This window comes from Geobacillus sp. B4113_201601 (assembly GCF_001587475.1).
Lineage (GTDB): Bacteria > Bacillota > Bacilli > Bacillales > Anoxybacillaceae > Geobacillus > Geobacillus icigianus.
On the sequence record NZ_LQYX01000067.1, the window covers coordinates 19,373 to 37,999 of the forward strand.

Genomic DNA, 18,627 nt, shown 5'->3' on the forward strand with positions numbered 1-18,627 from the left:
TTTCACATGAATCGATATGCGGTCGTTTTGGCGGCCGGACAAGGAACGCGGATGAAATCAAAGCAGTATAAAGTGCTTCATCCCGTTTGCGGCAAGCCAATGGTTCAGCATGTAGTAGACCAAGTCTCCAAACTTGGGGTGGAAAAAACGGTTGTCGTCGTCGGATTTGGAGCGGAGCAAGTGAAAGAACAGCTTGGCTCCCAGTGTGAATATGCCTTGCAGGAAGAGCAGCTGGGAACAGCGCACGCGGTGATGCAAGCGGCTGCGCACTTGCGCGGCCTTGAGGGGATCACGATCGTGGTTTGCGGGGATACGCCGCTCATTACCGCCGAAACGATGGAAGCGTTGATCCAACATCACGTCAACGCCGAGGCGAAGGCGACGGTGTTAACGGCCATCGCCGAAAATCCGACTGGATATGGCCGCATTGTCCGCAATAAAGCCGGCCATGTCGAAAAAATTGTCGAACATAAAGATGCGAGCGAAGCAGAAAAGAGCATTTGTGAGATTAACACCGGAACGTATTGCTTTGATAACCAAACGTTGTTTCAAGCGCTTACAAACGTGACCAATGACAATGCTCAAGGGGAATATTACTTAACCGATGTGATTGAGATTATCAAAGCGAACGGCGGCGTAGTGTCCGCCTATCAGGCGCCGTCGTTTGAGGAAACGATCGGCGTCAACGACCGCATCGCTCTTGCTGAAGCGGAGCGGCTCATGCGCCGCCGCATCTGCCGCCACCACATGCAAAACGGAGTGACCATCGTTGATCCGGATGCTACGTACATTTCCGCTGATGCAGTGATTGGGCGCGATACGGTCATTTACCCTGGCACCGTGATCGAAGGCGAAACCGTGATCGGCGAAGATTGTGTCATCGGCCCTTATTCGGAAATCAGCCGCTGTATGATCGGTCATCGCACCTCGATTCGTCATTCCGTCGCTCATGACAGCGAAATCGGCTCCGATGTCACGATCGGTCCGTTCGCCCATATCCGTCCGCTGTCCAAAATCGATGATGACGTGCGAATCGGCAATTTTGTCGAAGTGAAAAAATCGACATTCGGTAAAGGAAGCAAAGCGTCGCATTTAAGCTATATCGGCGATGCCGAAGTCGGCGCTGAGGTGAATCTTGGCTGCGGTTCGATTACCGTCAACTACGATGGGGTCAACAAGCACCTCACGAAAATTGAAGATGGGGCGTTTATCGGTTGCAACGTGAATTTGATCGCGCCGGTTACCGTCGGCCGAGGTGCTTACGTCGCCGCTGGATCGACGGTCACCGACGATGTTCCCGGCCGTGCGCTCGCCATTGCCCGGGCGCGGCAGGTCAATAAGGAAAACTATGCGGACCGTCTGCCAGGCAAGAAAAAATCGTGATGGAGGTTTATCATGTCTGACTGCCAGCACCAATTAAAGTTGTTCGCCCTGAACTCCAACATGAAACTCGCCCAAGAAATCGCTGAAGTCATGGGAATGGAGCTTGGCAAATGCTCCGTTTCCCGCTTTAGCGATGGGGAAATTCAAATTAATATCGAAGAAAGCATCCGCGGCGATGATGTATTTGTGATTCAATCAACGAGTGTACCGGTCAATGAGCATTTAATGGAGCTGCTCATCATGATCGATGCGCTCAAACGCGCCTCGGCCCGTACGATCAACATTGTGATGCCGTATTACGGTTATGCGCGCCAAGACCGGAAAGCGCGTTCGCGCGAACCGATCACGGCCAAGCTGATCGCCAATTTGCTCGAGACGGCAGGAGCGTCGCGCGTCATTACGCTTGATTTGCACGCTCCGCAAATTCAAGGATTTTTCGATATCCCGATCGATCATCTGATGGGTGTGCCGATTTTAGCCGATTATTTCAAAAGCAAGCAACTGGAAGATATCGTCGTCGTTTCGCCGGATCATGGCGGTGTGACACGGGCGCGGAAGCTGGCTGATCGCTTGAAGGCGCCGATTGCCATCATCGACAAGCGCCGGCCGAGGCCGAACGTGGCGGAAGTGATGAACATCGTCGGGCAGGTGGCGGGGAAAACGGCCATTTTGATCGACGACATCATCGATACGGCCGGCACGATTACGTTGGGCGCCAACGCTCTTGCGGAACACGGAGCAAAGGAAGTGTACGCCTGTTGCACCCATCCGGTGTTGTCCGGCCCGGCGATTGAGCGCATTCAAAATTCCAAAATTAAAGAGCTCGTCGTCACCAATTCAATCGCCTTGCCAGAAGAGAAGAAAATTGATAAAATTGTAGAGCTGTCGGTGGCGCCGCTCATTGCCGAAGCGATCACGCGCGTCTATCAAATGAAGTCTGTCAGCGTCCTGTTCGACTGACAACGAAAACATGTTTATCCCTTCTTGTTTTAGGATAAAGTAATCAATAGATTCTAATTCAGGAAGGTGAGGAAACATGACGATCGTGTTGGAAGCGAAAGAACGCACAGACAAAAAACGTTCGACATTGCGCCGTATTCGTTCGCAAGGAGGCATTCCGGCCGTTTTGTACGGCAAGAAAGTCGAAAACAAAATGATCGCAGTCAGCGCCGCTGAGCTGGAAAAAGTGCTTCGCGAAGGCGGACGCACAAGCCTGCTGACGCTGAAAGTCGGCGGCCAAGATTACTCGGTGCTGCTGCGCGAGATGCAGCGCGATCCGCTGCGCGGCGAGCTGCTCCATGCCGATTTTCAAGCCGTCGACTTATCGACTGAGGTGGATATTGACGTTGAAGTGCGTTTAATCGGCGAGGCGCCTGGCGTCAAAGATGGCGGTGTGCTCCAGCAAAACTTGCATGAGCTGTCCATCCGCGTCTTGCCCGCTAACATTCCGCCAGCGATTGAAGTCGACATTTCCGGGCTGCAAGTCGGCGATACCATCACCGTTGGCGACGTGCAAACGAACGGCCAATTTGAAATTAACCATGAACCTTCCGAAGTGATCGCCACGATTTTGCCGCCGCAGCAGGAAGAAGAAATTCACAGCGGCGAACAGCAAGAGCCGGGGCGTCCTGATGCTGAGGAAGGAAGAGAGACAACGCCGGAAGAATGACAGACGTAACCGCTTCGGTTACGTCTTTTGTAGTATCATACAACGGGAGGGGCGCCAAGATTGAAACTGTTTGTTGGGCTTGGAAATCCGGGTAAAGAATACGAACAAACCCGGCATAATATCGGTTTTTTTGTCATTGATGAGCTGGCCAAACGCTGGGGGGTGTCGTTAACGGTCGCCAAGTTTCGCGGCCTGTTCGGCACGGCGGTAGTTAACGGCAAAAAAGTAGCATTATGCAAACCATTGACATATATGAATTTATCAGGGGAATGTGTCCGTCCCCTCATGGACTACTACGGCATTGCCCTCGACGATATCATCGTCATTTACGATGACCTCGACCTTCCACCGGGGAAAATCCGCCTTCGCCTCAAGGGAAGTTCCGGGGGTCATAACGGTGTCAAATCGTTGATTCGACACCTTGGCACGGAACAGTTTAAGCGCATCCGCATCGGCATCGGCCGGCCAACGAACGGGCAGCCGGTGGCTGACTATGTGCTCAGCCGCTTTACCGACGAGGAACAAGGAGCGGTGGAAACGGCAGTGCTGCGGGCAGCCGACGCGTGCGAACAGGCGTTGTCCGTGCCGTTTGCCCAAGTCATGAACGATTTTAACGAGTGAATATTTTCCTCCGAACTGGTGCACAATGTGAGTATACGATTGTGGCGGAACAGTCCAGTGAGGAGGTTGTCACAGATGGCGCTCCATTACTATTGCCGGCATTGCGGAGCAAAAGTGGGAACGATTGAGCAAATGCCGATCTACAGCGAAAAGTTGGGCTTCCATCATCTCACCGAAGAAGAACGGCTTGACATGATTTCATATGAACCAAACGGCGACATTCATGTCAAAACCATTTGTGAAGACTGTCAGGAAGCGTTGACGCGAAACCCGGAGTGGCATCAATACGAAAAATTTATTCATTAGAGCTTTGGGCGACCAAAGCGTTTTTGCGTTTGCGCCAATTCAAAACGGGCGTTGAGAGGAGGGAGAATAGGGGTGCTTTCGCTGCATCGCTATTTAGCTGAAAATCAGGATGTTCGCACCATTATCGAAGGGATTCGTGTCCGCTTAAAGGAACAGCTTGTCGCTGGGCTGTCAGGGTCGGCCCGGTCTGTTTTTATTTCTGCCCTCTATCGGGAAACGGATCGGCCGCTCTTAGTCGTCGCGCACAATTTGTTTCAAGCGCAAAAAATGTATGATGATCTCGTTGCGCTGCTCGGGCCGGACGAAGTGTTTCTCTATGCGGTCAATGAAGTTATTGCCGCGGAAATGGCGGTGGCCAGCCCGGAACTGAGGGCACAGCGCCTAGAAATTATGAACCATTGGCTGCAAGGGAGAAAAGGGGTCGTCGTCTGTCCGGTGGCTGGGGTGCGTCGTTTATTGCCGCCGCCGTCGCTTTGGAAACAATATTTGTTCACGTTTTCTATCGGACAAGAGCTTGAGTTGGAACGTTACAAACAGCTGTTTGTCGACATGGGATACAAGCGGGTCGCTACTGTTTCCGCTCCTGGAGAGTTCAGCATCCGCGGCGGCATCCTTGATATTTATCCATTGACCGCCGAGCTGCCGTACCGCATCGAGCTGTTTGATACGGAAATCGAATCGATTCGCACGTTCACCCCTGACGACCAACGTTCACAAGGGCAAATCGAGCGCATCATGGTCGGACCGGCGGAGGAAATCATTCTCGATGGCGAAACGCGGCGCCGCGGCGTGGAGCGGATTGAAGCGCAGCTTGCGGTGAGTTTGGAGAAAGTAACAGACGAGTCGGCCAAGCAGCGGATGTACGAGCAGATTCACGCGGAACTTGAACAGCTGCGCGCCGGGCAAGAAGTCGAACAACAATATAAGTATATGTCGCTCTTTTATGAAAAGGCTGCCAGTTTGCTAGATTATATGCCGGAAGATGGCGTGCTCCTCATGGATGAAATGAGCCGCCTTCAAGAGGCAGCGGAGCGGCTGGAACGCGAAGAAGCCGAATGGTATACGAGCCTGCTCGAGAGCGGAAAAATGATCCATGGCGTTCCCCTTTCGCATTCCTTTTCTGAATTGTTGCAAAAGCATCGATTGCAACGAGTGTATTTGTCTTTGTTTTTGCGCCATGCGCCGCATACCCATCCGCAAAATGTCGTCAATATTACGTGCAGGCAAATGCAAAACTTTCATGGCCAAATGGCGCTGCTTCAGTCGGAAATCGATCGATGGAAAAAGGCGAACTATGCCGTCGTTTTTTTGGCGCCGACCGCCGAGCGCGTGAAAAAGCTGCAATCATTGCTTCAAGATTATGAGATTGACGCGCTGCCGCTCGCGCGCGATGCAGCGCTGCTATACGGCAAATGTCAGCTCCTCCAAGGCGATTTAAACACCGGGTTTGAATTGCCGCTGCAAAAACTCGCGGTCATCACGGAAGAAGAGCTGTTCAAAAAGCGGGCGAAACGCCCAGCGCGCCGGCAGAAACTGTCCAACGCCGAGCGGATCAAAAGCTATGCCGAACTGCAAGTCGGCGACTACGTCGTCCATGTGAACCACGGCATCGGAAAATATTTAGGCATCGAGACGTTAGAAATCAATGGAGTGCATAAAGATTACATCCATATCCAGTACCAAGGCGGCGATACGCTGTACGTTCCGGTCGACCAAATGGATCAAGTGCAAAAATACGTCGGCTCGGAGGGAAAAGAGCCGAAAATTTATAAGCTTGGCGGCACGGAATGGAAAAAGGTCAAAAAGAAAGTGGAATCGTCCGTCCAAGACATTGCCGAAGACTTAATCAAGCTGTACGCTGAGCGCGAAGCAAGCAAAGGATATGCGTTTTCCCCAGATACGGAGATGCAGCGCGAATTCGAAGCGGCGTTTCCGTATCAAGAGACGGAAGACCAGCTTCGCTCGATTGAGGAAATCAAGCGTGATATGGAGAGCGACAAACCGATGGACCGCCTCCTTTGCGGCGATGTCGGCTACGGGAAAACGGAAGTGGCGCTGCGGGCGGCGTTTAAAGCCATTATGGACGGCAAACAAGTCGCCTTTCTCGTGCCGACGACGATTTTGGCCCAACAGCATTACGAAACGGTGCGCGAACGGTTTCAAGGGTTTCCGATCAACGTCGGGCTGTTAAATCGGTTTCGGACGAAAAAACAGCAGGCGGAGACCATTAAAGGGTTAAAAGACGGCACGATCGACATGGTCATCGGCACGCACCGGCTGCTGTCGAAAGACGTGAAGTTTAAAGATTTAGGATTGCTCATTATCGACGAAGAGCAACGGTTTGGTGTGGCGCATAAAGAAAAAATCAAGCAGCTGAAGGCGAACATTGACGTGCTCACCTTAACGGCGACACCGATTCCGCGCACGCTCCATATGTCGATGATCGGGGTGCGCGATCTGTCGATCATCGAGACGCCGCCGGAAAACCGATTCCCGGTGCAAACGTATGTCATGGAATATACACCGGAGCTCGTCAAAGAGGCGATTGAACGCGAGCTCGCCCGCGATGGGCAAGTGTTTTTCCTTTACAACCATATTGAAGACATCGACTTGAAAGCGGAAGAAATCGCCCAGCTTGTCCCGGAAGCGCGCGTCACTTACGTGCATGGCCGCATGTCGGAAACGGAGCTCGAATCGACGATTTTGGCGTTTTTGGAAGGGCAATACGATGTGCTGGTGACGACGACGATCATTGAAACGGGCATCGATATTCCGAATGTCAACACGCTCATCGTCTATGACGCCGACCGGATGGGACTGTCGCAGCTGTACCAGCTGCGCGGGCGCGTCGGCCGCTCCAACCGCGTCGCGTATGCGTATTTCACCTATCGGAAAGATAAAGTGCTCAACGAAGCAGCGGAAAAGCGGCTGCAAGCCATCAAAGAGTTTACCGAGCTCGGCTCCGGGTTTAAAATCGCCATGCGCGATTTGTCGATCCGCGGCGCGGGCAACATTCTCGGTGCCGAGCAGCACGGCTTTATCGACTCGGTCGGATTCGATTTGTATTCGCAAATGTTGAAAGAGGCGATTGAAAAACGGCGCGGCATCAAGCGGGAAGATGAGCAGCCGGATGTCGTCATTGATATCGAAGTCGACGCCTATATTCCGGGCACATACATTGCGGATGAGTTGCAAAAGATTGAGATGTACAAGCGATTCAAGGCGGTCGAGACGCTTGAGGATGTCGAAGCGTTGCGAGAAGAAATGGTCGACCGCTTTGGCGATTATCCGGATGAGGTCGCCTATTTGTTCCAAATCGCTGAGATGAAAGTGCTGGCTAAGCAGTTGGGCGTTGAGTCGCTGAAGCAGCATAAGCAGCAAATTGACATCATCTTTACAGAAGAGTCATCGAAAGCGGTGGAGATTCAGCGTCTGTCGGATATCGGCCGCCAACATGGGCGCCTGTTCGGGTTCGGCATGGACGGAGGCAAGCTGAAAATCGTGCTCTATATTAAGGGGATGAAGACGCACGAATGGCTGTTGATTTTAGAGCGAACGCTGCGGCGGCTGTCCGGGATGGAACAAGAAAAGTCGGTGACGGCATAATCAAGAAAAAGTTTTCACATGTTTATCGTTTTCTGCATGTGGCGATAATGAAGGATGGGCAATTTTATCTAAAATGGCCAAAATCACTTTCATCACGTATAGAACGCGGATGATGAAGGATACTAATGACAGCAATGGTGAATTCCCCATGATCAAGGGTTCATCGGAGTATCCTTCAAATCCTATGATGAAAGTGAGGTCATATGAAGGCATGAAAGCAACCGGTATTGTTCGTCGCATCGACGATTTAGGAAGGGTTGTCATTCCGAAAGAAATTCGCAGAACACTGCGCATTCGTGAAGGGGATCCGCTCGAAATATTTGTTGACCGCGATGGAGAAGTCATTTTGAAAAAATATTCGCCGATTAGTGAATTAGGCGACTTTGCCAAAGAGTACGCTGAAGCGCTGTTTGACAGCCTCGGGCAGCCTGTGCTCATTTGCGACCGCGATGTGTATATCGCTGTCGCCGGTGTTTCGAAAAAGGAATATATGAACAAAAGCGTCAGCCCGTTGGTGGAAAAAGCCATGGAAGACCGTCATTCCATCCTTCATACCGAGGAAGGGGAAGTCGAGCTTGTGGATGGGATGACAGAAACGTTGAAATCATACACGATTGGCCCGATTGTCGCCAACGGCGATCCGATTGGAGCGGTCATCATTTTATCGCGCGAGAAAACCATTGGTGAAGTGGAACATAAAGCAGCTGAAACGGCGGCCAGCTTTTTGGCTCGACAAATGGAGCAATAAATGAACTGTGAGGGAAAGGCGTCCCCAACCTCGGTTGGGGCGCCTTTTTTTGCTTCCTGCTGCGCATTTCGGCCGTCGTTTTTGTCTGTTGGACGAAAGTTGCGCTATAATATCGAGCGTAGCCGTGGCATTGGGCGGTGTCGCCCGCCCGTTGCCATCGAGGAGGAGAAAAGTGGGAAACGCATGGAAAGGAGCGGCCGTTTTGACTGCGGCTGCTTTGGTCACCAAACTATTGAGCGCCTTGTATCGCATTCCGTACCAAAATATGGTTGGCGATATCGGTTTTTATATTTATCAACAAGTATACCCGATTTATGGCATCGTCGTCGCCCTCTCGCTGACCGGCTATCCGGTCGCTGTCTCCCGGCTCATTGCCGAACGAATGGCGGTGCCGGATGCGGCGGGGGCGGCCGCTGTCGGTCGCGCTGCCTTATTCGTGCTCGGGGCGATCGGGGCGGCGCTGTTTGCTTTGTTGTATATCGGGGCGGAGACGGTGGCTTTATGGATGGGGGACCGGCGGCTGGAACCGCTTTTGCGGCAGCTTTCTTTTTCCTTTTTGCTCTTTCCACCGCTCGCTTGGCTGCGCGGATATTTTCAAGGCCGGCACGACATGGCGCCGACGGCGATGTCCCAGGTGGTGGAGCAGTCGGTGCGGGTGACGGCGATTTTAGCGTTGTCGTATTGGGTGTTGCGGCGCGGCGGCGACGATTACGCCTGCGGCATGGCGGCCGTAGCTGGCACGCTCGCCGGCATGGTGGCGGCGCTGTTCGTTTTGCTTTTCTTTCTCGTCCAGCGCGGGCCGCAGGGCTGGAGAGAGCCCGCGCCGCCGGCTTTGACCCGACGTTTTGCCCGCCATCTGTTAACGGCCGGCTCGCTCGTCTGTTTGACGAATATGGCGTTGACACTCATTCCACTTGTTGATTCGTTTTTGTTCGTCCCGCTTCTCAAAGAGGCGGGGACAAAGCTGAATGAGGGGCAATGGCTGAAAGGAGTATACGACCGCGGACAGCCGCTCATTCAGCTCGGCACGGTGGTCGGCACGTCGTTTTCATTGGCGCTCGTCCCGTTGATTTCGGGCGCGCGCCGGCCGGACGACGCGACCGCCCATGGGGCGTTGGCGATCCGGATTGCCGCCGTCATCGGCGCCGGTGCTTCGCTCGGGCTCGTTTGTCTCATTCGCCCGATCAATCAAATGTTGTTTGAAAACACTCACGGCTCGCTGCTTCTTGCCGTGCTGTCCGCCTCCGTCTTTTTCACCACCATCGCGCTGACCGCTTCAGCGCTCCTGCAAGGAATCGGGAAGGAGCGGGTCGCGGCTGTTGGAGTGGCGATCGGCGTGGCGGGAAAAATGGCGCTCATGCATTGGTTTGTTCCGCTATGGGGGGCGCTTGGTGCGGCTGCCGCTACGACGGGGGCCTACGCGCTGATGGCCGCCTTTTTGTACGCGGCGTTGCCGCGTGAGTACCGGGCCGCCGGCTATCGCTGCGCGTTTCCGATCGTGAAGGCGGCCGCGGTGATGGTCATTGTGCTCCGAGGTTATCTATGGGTGTTGACGTCTGCTTTCGACGGACGTCTATGGGCGGCGGTCGCAGCGCTTGGCGGCTCCGCCATCGGCGCGGCCGTGTATGTGGCGTGCATCGTGAAAAGCCGCGCGTTTTCTGAACGGGAATGGTCGACGCTGCCGTTTGTCAGCTCATTTCGCTTACGGATAGGAGGAAAGTGAGTGGCGATGAATACGATTCATGTTTTCGGGCTCGGCGCCGGGGATTTTGAACAGCTTCCGGTCGGCGTTTATCGAAAGCTGAAGCGGGCGCATCCGCTCTTTTTGCGAACGAAGGAACACCCGGCTGTCAAAGGGCTGAGAGAAGAAGGAATCGCGTTTGTGTCATTTGATGATGTGTATGAAAAGCACGGGCAGTTTGCCGATGTGTATGCAGAAATCGCCAAGCGATTGACGGACGAAGCGAAGCGCGGCGATGTGTTTTACGCCGTCCCCGGCCACCCGCTCGTTGCCGAACAGACGGTACAGCTTCTGTTTGAAGCGGAACGGAGCGGCGCCTGCCGGGTTGTCATTGAAGGCGGGCAAAGTTTTTTGGATGCTTTGTTTGCCGCGTTGCGCATTGATCCGGTTGACGGATTTCAATTGCTTGACGCGACCGCTTTCCGCGGTGACGAGTGGTCGCCATCGCTTCACGCCGTCTTTTGCCAAGTCTATGATTCGTTCGTCGCTTCGAATGTGAAGCTGTCTTTAATGGAACAGCTTCCCGACGAATATCCGGTCTATATCGTCATCGCAGCGGGAACGACAGCGGAGCAGGTGAAACGCGTGCCACTCTACGAACTAGACCGGCAGACAGCGCTCGACAATTTGACAAGCGTTTATGTCCCGCCGGTTCAAGATGAATCCCTTCTTTATCACCGGTTTGAGACGCTGCGCCGCGTCATCGCCGCACTGAGGGGGCCGAACGGCTGTCCGTGGGATCGGAAGCAGACGCATGCCTCATTGAAACGTTATTTGCTAGAGGAAGCGTATGAACTGCTGGAAGCGATTGATGAAAACGACGATGACCATATGGTCGAAGAACTCGGCGACGTGTTGCTGCAAGTGATGCTTCATGCGCAAATCGGCGCTGACCGTGGACAGTTTTCGATCGATGACGTGATCCGCACGTTGACGGCCAAAATGATTCGTCGCCATCCGCACGTATTTGGCGATGCGACGGCCGAGACGGCGGAACAAGTGGTTGAGAATTGGGAAGCGATCAAGCAGAAGGAAAAAGGGAGCGAGAGGGCGAAATCGATCTTGGCTGATATTCCAAAAAGCTTGCCGGGGACGATGCGGGCGTACGAACTGCAGAAACAGGCCGCCAAAGCCGGATTTGACTGGGACGATGCCGCTCCGATATGGAAAAAAGTCGAAGAAGAAATGGCTGAATTCCGCGCGGCAGCGTCCGGCGTCCGCCGGAACGAGCTGATCGGCGAATTCGGCGATTGGCTGTTTGCCCTTATCAATCTCGCCCGCCACTATGACATTCAGCCGGAAGAAGCGTTGCAAATGGCGAATGATAAATTTGCTCGCCGCTTTGCTTACATCGAGGAACAAGTGCGGAAAAGCGGCCGGCCGATCGCTTCATTTTCGCTCGCTGAGCTCGATCGTTTTTGGGATGAAGCAAAAGAACAAGAACGGCAGGAGGGATGATCATGCGCTTGGATAAGTTTTTGAAAGTCTCCCGGCTCGTAAAGCGCCGCACGCTCGCCAAAGAAGTGGCAGATCAAGGGCGGGTATGGATTAACGGCCATGTCGCCAAGGCGAGTTCGGACGTCAAAATTGGCGATGAACTGACGATTCAATTCGGGCAAAAACGGGTAACGGTAAAAGTGACCGCAGTCAAAGAAACAGCGAAAAAAGAGGAGGCTGCCGAACTGTACGAACTCATTCGCGAAGAGCGGACCGCCCCCGAACCGGAACAGGATGATGTCTAATTTGGTTTGAAGCTGAAACGCCTTGACGGAATTGACGAACGAGCCGCCCAAACCGGAACAGGATGGCGTCTAATTTGGTTTGCAGGCTTGTTCTAAACCGTCCCCCGCTGACATACATATGGTACAAACAGCGAATGTGCCGGCTTTCATGACCAATATGGAAATGCGGGGGATGATGAGCATGAATCGACATGATGAATTTAGCACAAGCGCGAATAAAGGTCCGGTCCAAGAACATGATGTGATCATGCGCGGCCGGCGTCTTCTCGACATCACTGGGGTGAAACAAGTCGAGAGCTTTGACAATGAAGAGTTTTTGCTTGAAACCGTCATGGGCTTTTTGGCCATCCGCGGGCAAAACTTGCAAATGAAAAATTTGGACGTGGAAAAAGGCGTCGTTTCGATCAAAGGCCGCATTTTTGACCTTGTGTATGTAGACGACCATCAGGAGAAGGCTAAAGGGTTCTTTAGCAAGTTGTTCAAATGAGCATAAGCATCCAGTTTTACACCATGCTGGCGATGATCGGCATGGGGGGCTGGATCGGCATGGCGTTCGATACGTACAGCCGCCTTTTCAAGCGGCATGAGCGGGCGCATTGGCTCGTGTTTGTGAACGATGTGCTGTTCTGGGTCGTGCAGGCGCTGTTCGTGTTTTACGTGCTGCTGCTCGTCAATGAAGGCGAGCTTCGCTTTTATTTGTTTCTCGCTCTTTTGTGCGGGTATGCCGCCTACCAAAGCTTGCTCCGTTCATCGTATGTTCGACTGTTGGAGCGGCTCATTTGGTTGGCGGCAAGGGTTGGACAGGCGCTTGCTGAACTGTTCCGCGCCGTCGTCGTTCGCCCGCTCGTTTTTGTTGGACAGATCGGACTTGCGCTGCTTTTGTTTGTCTTTCGGCTGCTCGTTTGGGCGACCCGGTTCGGCCTGCTCGCCGTCTGGAGGACGATTCGGTTGCTGCTCGCCCCGTTCGTTTGGGTGGCCATGAGCATTTGGCGCCGCATGCCGCCTCCCGGACGGACGATGGTGGCAAAAATTTTGCGCCCTTTCAAAGGATTTGCTGGACAAATCGAGAATACAAAAGAGAAAATAGGCATGTGGCTTGCGAAATGGCGAAAGTAAAGAGGTGCAAAGGCAATGAACGTGCCCCGAAACATGAATGTGACAAAGCTCTCATCAATGTACACGGCTAAGCAGGAGGAGAAAAAGCAGCGGGCGGCAAGAAGGCGGAAAGCGGTGGCCGTACGCTTGGCCTTTTGGTCCGTATTGTTGGCATTGCTCGCTTCCAGTCTCATGTATTTGTTGCACTCCCAAGCGAAAGCGATCGATGCGAAACGGACGGAAGAGCGAAAGATGCAAGAGCAGCTGGCGGAGCTTCAGCGGCAGGAGCAGCAGCTGAAAAAAGAGATAAAAAGGCTGCATGATGATGACTATATCGCTGAGCTAGCGCGAAAAAAATATTACTTATCGAAAGACGGAGAAATCATTTTCGTCCTGCCGGAAAAATAATGGTGTTCATCCATGCCCGTTTTATACGGGCGTTCGTCATATTGACACGCATTTTTCCCATTCGCTATAATGAAAGAAACATCATATTTCAAGCGTTTTAAGGAGGAGCACTTTTTTTATGTCGATTGAAGTAGGCAGCAAGTTACAAGGCAAAGTCACAGGCATTACGAAATTTGGGGCGTTTGTGGAGCTGCCGGAGGGGGTCACGGGACTCGTTCACATTAGCGAAGTGGCCGACAACTATGTCAAGGACATCAACGACCATTTAAAAGTCGGCGATCTCGTGTACGTGAAAGTGATCAACGTCGGTCAAGATGGAAAAATCGGCTTATCGATTCGCAAAGCCAAAGACACGCCTTCTTCGCAGCGGCCGCGCCATCGAGGCCACGATCGCTCCGCAGCGGACAGCCTTGAACAAAAAATCAGCCGTTTTTTGAAAGAGAGTGAAGATCGGTTGGCATCGCTGCGCCGTCATACCGAATCAAAGCGGGGAGGTCGTGGGGCGAGACGAGGGTAACTTGCTGCTGAAAGACCGCGATAAGAACGATCACGAAACGCGGAATCTACAAGCATCCATCGGATATGGATGCTTTTTGTTTCGCATGGCCAACAACAGGATGTATTTTCCGCTCGTCTTTTTCGCTTATGTGTATTGACAACGGTCGTCTTCTTCGTTATGATAGTAACTGTTGCACGAGGCGGTGTAGCTCAGCTGGCTAGAGCGTACGGTTCATACCCGTGAGGTCGGGGGTTCGATCCCCTCCACCGCCACCAAATCTCATACAAAACGGCCCGTTGGTCAAGTGGTTAAGACACCGCCCTTTCACGGCGGTAACACGGGTTCGAATCCCGTACGGGTCATAGAAAACGAGCATGCGCTAGCAAGCGACATGCTCGTTTTCTTTTTTGTCTTCTGCTGTTGGAAGAGGGGCATCGGCGGCGGTTTTCCGTAGAAACCGTCGAACGATTTTTCATTTTTCTCTTTTGTTTTGACAAATTTCTGACAATTGAAGCGATATAATAGGGGGTAATAGAAAGGAAAAGGAGAGGATCGGAAATGGAAAGAGCGGAAAGAGGGACGGTGCGTCGCATTTCGGAAGTGCCGATGAGCGAAACGCAGGCGACGGTGTCGCGTTGGATGCGTCATGTGAAGTTGCGTCTTGGCCATCTGTTCGTTCATCAAGGTTTTTTGCTTCTTCTTGTCGGCTTTTTGCTTGGACGAGCCCTCATCTTATCAAAACTGACACCGTTTGCCTTGCCGTTTTTTGTGTCGGTCTATATGCTGCGCCGTGACAAGGCGGCTTTTGCTTTCGTTTCTTTGCTGGCCGGCGCTTTGACATTGTCGTTTGACGCTGCGCTGTTTGTCGGCTTGTCCATGTTTGCGTTCCTGCTGATTTATGGCTGGGTGCGAAAGGTGATTAGCGAGTCGCTGAAAATCGTTCCGTTTGTCGTATTTGTGCTGTCGTTTTCCGCTAAATGGCTCATCTCTTATTATTGGCTTGGGGAGCGGACGGCTTACGACGTGGCGATGGCTGTGGTCGAAGCCGGGCTGTCGCTCGTCTTGACATTGATTTTCATGCAGAGCATTCCGCTGTTGGCTGCGCGGAAACATCGACATACGCTGCGCGCGGAAGAGATCATTTCCTTGATTATTTTGCTCGCCTCCATGCTGACGGGAATGATCGGCTGGACGCTGTCGGGGTTGGCGCTCGAGCATGTGGCATCGCGCTATCTCGTGTTAGTATTTGCGTTTGTAGCTGGAGCGGCGACCGGCTCGACCGTCGGCGTCGTCACCGGTCTCGTTTTGAGCTTAGCCAATGTCGGCAATTTGTCAGAAATGAGCTTGCTGGCGTTTGCGGGGTTGCTTGGCGGGCTGTTGAAGGAGGGGAAAAAGCCGGGGGTTGCGCTCGGCCTACTCATTGCCACCTTATTGCTCGGCTTGTACGGATCAGGGAAGGCGGAGATCATGCCGACGCTTTTGGAGTCGCTCATCGCTGCCGCGCTGTTTTTCGCCACCCCCCGTTCGCTGACGGAGAAAATGGCGAAACACATCCCTGGTACCGCCGAATATGTGAACGAACAGCAGCAATACGTCCGCAAAATTCGCGATATGACGGCACAGCGCGTTTATCAGTTTTCGAACGTCTTTCAGGCGCTGGCGGAAAGTTTTTCCCCCGAGCCATTAAGGGAGGCGGCTGAATATGAGGAGCGCGAGGTCGATTACTTTCTCAGCGACATTACGGAAAAGACATGCCAAACGTGCTTTAAGAAAGCGCAATGCTGGGCCGACAACTTTCCTACGACGTATACCTATATGAAACAAATGATGCGTGAAGCGGATGAACAAACGATCGGACAAAACCAGTCGTTGATGCGCGAGTGGGAGCGGTACTGCGTCAAGGCGGGCAAAGTCGTTGATGCCATTGAAAAGGAAATGATCACCTATCAGGCGAACCGCAGGCTCAAACGGCAAATCCATGAAAGCCGGAAACTAGTGGCGGAGCAGCTGCTAGGCGTTTCACAGGTCATGGATGATTTCGCCAAAGAAATGCAAAAAGAACAGGAAAATCATTACTTGCAGGAAGAACAAATTTATCACGCGCTGCAAGAGTTTGGCGTCGAAGTCGGACATGTTGACATTTACAGTTTAGAAAAAGGAAATATCGACATTGAAATGAGCATTCCGTATTGTGAAGGGCGCGGCGAGTGCGAAAAGCTGATCGCCCCGATGCTGTCCGATATTCTCGGCGAGACGATCGTTGTCAAGCGCGAGGAGTGCGCCGCCTATCCGAACGGGTATTGCCGCGTCGCTTTCGGTTCGACAAAGGCGTTCGTCGTCGAAACGGGCGTCGCGTTCGCGGCAAAAGGCGGAGGGTTCATTTCCGGTGACAGCTATGCGACGATTGAGCTTGCGACCGGCAAATACGCGGTCGCCATCAGCGACGGCATGGGCAACGGCCAGCGGGCGCATTATGAAAGTCGCGAAACACTGCGCCTGTTGCAAAAAATTTTGCAGACGGGAATGGATGAATCGATTGCGATTAAGTCGATCAATTCAATCTTAGCGTTGCGGACGACCGAAGATATGTATGCGACGCTCGATTTGGCAATCATCGACTTGCAAGACGCAACGACCAAGTTTTTGAAAATCGGTTCGACACCGAGCTTCATTAAGCGCGGCAACAAAGTGATGAAGGTGGAAGCGAGCAATTTGCCGATGGGGATTATTAAAGAAGTGGAGTTTGACGTGGTCACCGAGCAGCTGAAATCCGGCGATTTGCTCATTATGATGAGCGACGGCGTGTTCGAAGGGCCGATCAACGTGGAAAACCACGATCTATGGATGAAGCGGAAAATTCAAGAATTGAAAACGAACGATCCGCAGGAAGTGGCCGATGTGATTATGGAGGAAGTGATCCGGCAATGCGGAGGGGAAATTGAAGATGACATGACGGTCGTCGTTGCCAAAGTCCGGCACAACACCCCGAAATGGGCGACCATTCCCGCTTATATGTACATGAAAAAGGCGCAGTAGTCGGGGTATAAAAACCGTTCCCCGCGGCGATGATGGTAATACATTCGTCAAGGAGGGGGAACGAACGTGCGAACAGGAACATTGCGGCAAATTTTGCTCATTACCGATGGTTGTTCCAATCATGGCGAGGACCCGGCCGCCATGGCGGCGCTCGCCCGCGAGCAAGGGATTACCGTGAACGTGATTGGCGTGTTGGATCAAGATACCATCGATGAAAACGGCCGCCGGGAAATCGAGGCGATCGCGGCCGCCGGCGGCGGGATGAGTCAAATTGTATATGCGAAGCAGCTGTCGCAGACGGTGCAAATGGTGACGCGCCAAGCGATGACCCAGACGCTGCAAGGGCTCGTCAATCGCGAGCTGAAACAAATTTTAGGCTCGAACGCTTCGCTCGAGGATTTGCCGCCGGACAAGCGCGGCCAAGTGATGGAAGTCGTCGATGAGCTCGGGGAAACGGTCGCGCTTGAGGTGCTGATTTTAATCGACACAAGCGGAAGCATGAAAACGAAACTGCCGACCGTCAAGGAGGCGCTCGTCGATTTGTCGCTCAGTTTAAACGCGCGCATGGGCGCCAATCGGTTTTCGGTCTTGATTTTCCCGGGAAAACGATCGCATGTGGAAAAACTGGTCGACTGGACGCCGAGAATGGAGGAGTTATCGGCGATTTTTCCGAAGCTGGCATCGGGCGGACTGACGCCGACCGGGCCGGCGCTGCGCGAAGCGATCGCCTATTTTGAGCGAAAACGGTCGCTAAGGAGCTGGATCGGCCATGGCGATGAGCCATACGTGGAAGAGTCATCTTTGTAGCTTGCCGCCGGGTACGATCATCACCGGCAAATGGCACGGCCATTCGTATCGGCTGCTGCGGCGGCTTGGCAGCGGGGCCAACGGCGTCGTCTATTTGGCGGAGAACGGGCGGAATCGGGTCGCTGTCAAATTGAGCGATGATTACGCGTCATTGGCGTCGGAAATGAATATATTGCGCCGCTTTTCCAAGGTCCAGGGAGCCGCCCTCGGGCCTTCTTTGCTGGAAGCCGATGACTGGCCGAGCCCATTCGCCCGAGGCACGATTCCGTTTTACGTCATGGAGTATATTGAAGGAGAGCCGTTCGCGGTTTTTGTCCGCCGCCACGGAAAAGAGTGGGCGCCCGTGCTGCTCGTGCAGCTGTTGTCGGTGCTCGAGCGGCTGCATGAAGAAGGCTGGGTGTTCGGCGATTTAAAGCCGGACAATGTAATGGTCACTGGCCCTCCGCCTTCGGTTCGGCTGTTGGACGTAGGAGGAACGACGCTGCAGGGCAGGGCGGTCAAAGAGTTCACCGAGTTGTACGACCGCGGCTACTGGGGGCTTGGATCGCGCAAAGCCGAACCATCGTACGACTTGTTTGCCGCCGCCATGGTGATGATCGTTTCTTGTTCCCTAGGTCCGATAGAAAAAAAGGGGAACGGACGGGCGCAGCTTGTTGCCCTCATTGAAGCGGACCGTTTTCTTTCACGCTATAAAGAAGTGCTGCAAAAGGCGCTTGACGGTCGATATGCAAAGGCGGCCGAGATGCGCCGCGACTTATTGGCCGCTTCCGCGCATCGGCCAACCACCCACAACGTTCGTCGCCAGACAGCGCCGAGCCGCCGACCTAGCCGGCGAACGAATAGGCGCCGCAAAGCGAGAGGGGTAGTGGAGACCGTCCTGATTGCCGCCTTATTGCTTGGCCTCTATGGCTTTTATATTTATCGGCAGCTGTCGATGTAACGATCAGCAAACGGAAGTTTTGAGAA

Annotated in this window: 17 protein-coding genes and 2 tRNA genes; all 19 read left to right on the forward strand. The window is 53.3% G+C overall.

The features are described 5' to 3' along the window. The first annotated feature begins 6 nt into the window (after nt 1-6). The 19 genes from glmU to B4113_RS08370 all read left to right on the forward strand — a co-directional run bounded on the left by glmU (nt 7) and on the right by B4113_RS08370 (nt 18,601). Entirely contained in the window at nt 7-1,383 is a 1,377-nt protein-coding gene (gene glmU / locus B4113_RS08280; RefSeq protein ID WP_033842733.1) for a bifunctional UDP-N-acetylglucosamine diphosphorylase/glucosamine-1-phosphate N-acetyltransferase GlmU, read from the forward strand. Nucleotides 1,384-1,395: 12 nt separating this feature from the next. Next, nucleotides 1,396-2,343: a ribose-phosphate diphosphokinase gene (locus B4113_RS08285; protein ID WP_033022384.1), complete on the forward strand. Its 948-nt coding sequence runs from the start codon at nt 1,396-1,398 to the stop codon at nt 2,341-2,343. 76 nt (nt 2,344-2,419) lie between these two features. After that, a complete protein-coding gene (locus B4113_RS08290) occupies nt 2,420-3,052 on the forward strand; it encodes a 50S ribosomal protein L25/general stress protein Ctc (protein WP_033842732.1) in 633 nt (210 codons plus the stop codon). 60 nt (nt 3,053-3,112) lie between these two features. After that, complete coding sequence (gene pth, locus B4113_RS08295) at nt 3,113-3,673, forward strand: aminoacyl-tRNA hydrolase (protein ID WP_033842731.1); 561 nt, start codon at nt 3,113-3,115, stop codon at nt 3,671-3,673. Nucleotides 3,674-3,748: 75 nt separating this feature from the next. Continuing rightward, complete coding sequence (locus B4113_RS08300) at nt 3,749-3,979, forward strand: anti-sigma-F factor Fin family protein (RefSeq protein ID WP_033022379.1); 231 nt, start codon at nt 3,749-3,751, stop codon at nt 3,977-3,979. A gap of 72 nt (nt 3,980-4,051) precedes the next feature. Further along, nucleotides 4,052-7,585 carry a transcription-repair coupling factor gene (mfd, locus tag B4113_RS08305; RefSeq protein ID WP_033842730.1) on the forward strand — a complete coding sequence of 1,178 codons (3,534 nt, stop codon included), beginning with the start codon at nt 4,052-4,054 and terminating at the stop codon, nt 7,583-7,585. 211 nt (nt 7,586-7,796) lie between these two features. After that, entirely contained in the window at nt 7,797-8,333 is a 537-nt protein-coding gene (gene spoVT, locus B4113_RS08310; RefSeq protein ID WP_033022422.1) for a stage V sporulation protein T, read from the forward strand. Nucleotides 8,334-8,505: 172 nt separating this feature from the next. Next, nucleotides 8,506-10,056, forward strand: coding sequence for a polysaccharide biosynthesis protein (locus tag B4113_RS08315; RefSeq protein WP_033842729.1), 1,551 nt, complete (start codon nt 8,506-8,508; stop codon nt 10,054-10,056). Between the two features lie 6 nt (nt 10,057-10,062). After that, nucleotides 10,063-11,532, forward strand: a complete 1,470-nt coding sequence (gene mazG, locus B4113_RS08320) for a nucleoside triphosphate pyrophosphohydrolase (RefSeq protein WP_033844727.1) — start codon at nt 10,063-10,065, stop codon at nt 11,530-11,532. Between the two features lie 2 nt (nt 11,533-11,534). Then, nucleotides 11,535-11,816: an RNA-binding S4 domain-containing protein gene (locus B4113_RS08325; protein ID WP_033022369.1), complete on the forward strand. Its 282-nt coding sequence runs from the start codon at nt 11,535-11,537 to the stop codon at nt 11,814-11,816. Between the two features lie 181 nt (nt 11,817-11,997). Next, on the forward strand, nt 11,998-12,303 hold the full coding sequence (yabP, locus tag B4113_RS08330; protein ID WP_033844726.1) for a sporulation protein YabP: 306 nt from the start codon (nt 11,998-12,000) through the stop codon (nt 12,301-12,303). Beyond that, a complete protein-coding gene (gene yabQ, locus B4113_RS08335; protein ID WP_061912402.1) occupies nt 12,300-12,932 on the forward strand; it encodes a spore cortex biosynthesis protein YabQ in 633 nt (210 codons plus the stop codon). The genes yabP and yabQ overlap by 4 nt, the downstream gene beginning before the upstream one ends. A 15-nt stretch (nt 12,933-12,947) precedes the next feature. Beyond that, on the forward strand, nt 12,948-13,319 hold the full coding sequence (locus tag B4113_RS08340; RefSeq protein ID WP_033022365.1) for a septum formation initiator family protein: 372 nt from the start codon (nt 12,948-12,950) through the stop codon (nt 13,317-13,319). Nucleotides 13,320-13,437: 118 nt separating this feature from the next. Continuing rightward, nucleotides 13,438-13,836: a S1 domain-containing RNA-binding protein gene (locus tag B4113_RS08345; protein WP_033022363.1), complete on the forward strand. Its 399-nt coding sequence runs from the start codon at nt 13,438-13,440 to the stop codon at nt 13,834-13,836. A 180-nt stretch (nt 13,837-14,016) separates the two neighbouring features. After that, nucleotides 14,017-14,093 (forward strand) — tRNA-Met (locus B4113_RS08350). Nucleotides 14,094-14,108: 15 nt separating this feature from the next. Beyond that, nucleotides 14,109-14,180 (forward strand) — tRNA-Glu (locus B4113_RS08355). 196 nt (nt 14,181-14,376) lie between these two features. Then, nucleotides 14,377-16,854, forward strand: a complete 2,478-nt coding sequence (gene spoIIE, locus B4113_RS08360) for a stage II sporulation protein E (RefSeq protein WP_033022360.1) — start codon at nt 14,377-14,379, stop codon at nt 16,852-16,854. Nucleotides 16,855-16,920: 66 nt separating this feature from the next. After that, nucleotides 16,921-17,661: a VWA domain-containing protein gene (locus B4113_RS08365; RefSeq protein ID WP_033022359.1), complete on the forward strand. Its 741-nt coding sequence runs from the start codon at nt 16,921-16,923 to the stop codon at nt 17,659-17,661. Then, the gene (locus tag B4113_RS08370) at nt 17,624-18,601 is read left to right on the forward strand and encodes a serine/threonine protein kinase (protein ID WP_033022357.1); all 978 of its coding nucleotides are present in this window, start codon (nt 17,624-17,626) and stop codon (nt 18,599-18,601) included. Before B4113_RS08365 ends, B4113_RS08370 begins: the two co-directional genes overlap by 38 nt. The last annotated feature ends 26 nt before the right edge of the window (nt 18,602-18,627 follow it).

Excerpts from the sequence above, each read along its gene's own strand:
- yabP (WP_033844726.1), top strand. The coding sequence starts at position 11,998 with ATGAATCGACATGATGAATTTAGCACAAGCGCGAATAAAGGTCCGGTC.
- B4113_RS08325 (WP_033022369.1), top strand. The coding sequence starts at position 11,535 with ATGCGCTTGGATAAGTTTTTGAAAGTCTCCCGGCTCGTAAAGCGCCGC.
- spoIIE (WP_033022360.1), top strand. The coding sequence starts at position 14,377 with ATGGAAAGAGCGGAAAGAGGGACGGTGCGTCGCATTTCGGAAGTGCCG.
- B4113_RS08370 (WP_033022357.1), top strand. The coding sequence starts at position 17,624 with ATGGCGATGAGCCATACGTGGAAGAGTCATCTTTGTAGCTTGCCGCCG.
- B4113_RS08340 (WP_033022365.1), top strand. The coding sequence starts at position 12,948 with ATGAACGTGCCCCGAAACATGAATGTGACAAAGCTCTCATCAATGTAC.
- B4113_RS08285 (WP_033022384.1), top strand. The coding sequence starts at position 1,396 with ATGTCTGACTGCCAGCACCAATTAAAGTTGTTCGCCCTGAACTCCAAC.
- B4113_RS08300 (WP_033022379.1), top strand. The coding sequence starts at position 3,749 with ATGGCGCTCCATTACTATTGCCGGCATTGCGGAGCAAAAGTGGGAACG.
- B4113_RS08345 (WP_033022363.1), top strand. The coding sequence starts at position 13,438 with ATGTCGATTGAAGTAGGCAGCAAGTTACAAGGCAAAGTCACAGGCATT.
- mazG (WP_033844727.1), top strand. The coding sequence starts at position 10,063 with ATGAATACGATTCATGTTTTCGGGCTCGGCGCCGGGGATTTTGAACAG.
- B4113_RS08290 (WP_033842732.1), top strand. The coding sequence starts at position 2,420 with ATGACGATCGTGTTGGAAGCGAAAGAACGCACAGACAAAAAACGTTCG.
- glmU (WP_033842733.1), top strand. The coding sequence starts at position 7 with ATGAATCGATATGCGGTCGTTTTGGCGGCCGGACAAGGAACGCGGATG.
- yabQ (WP_061912402.1), top strand. The coding sequence starts at position 12,300 with ATGAGCATAAGCATCCAGTTTTACACCATGCTGGCGATGATCGGCATG.
- spoVT (WP_033022422.1), top strand. The coding sequence starts at position 7,797 with ATGAAAGCAACCGGTATTGTTCGTCGCATCGACGATTTAGGAAGGGTT.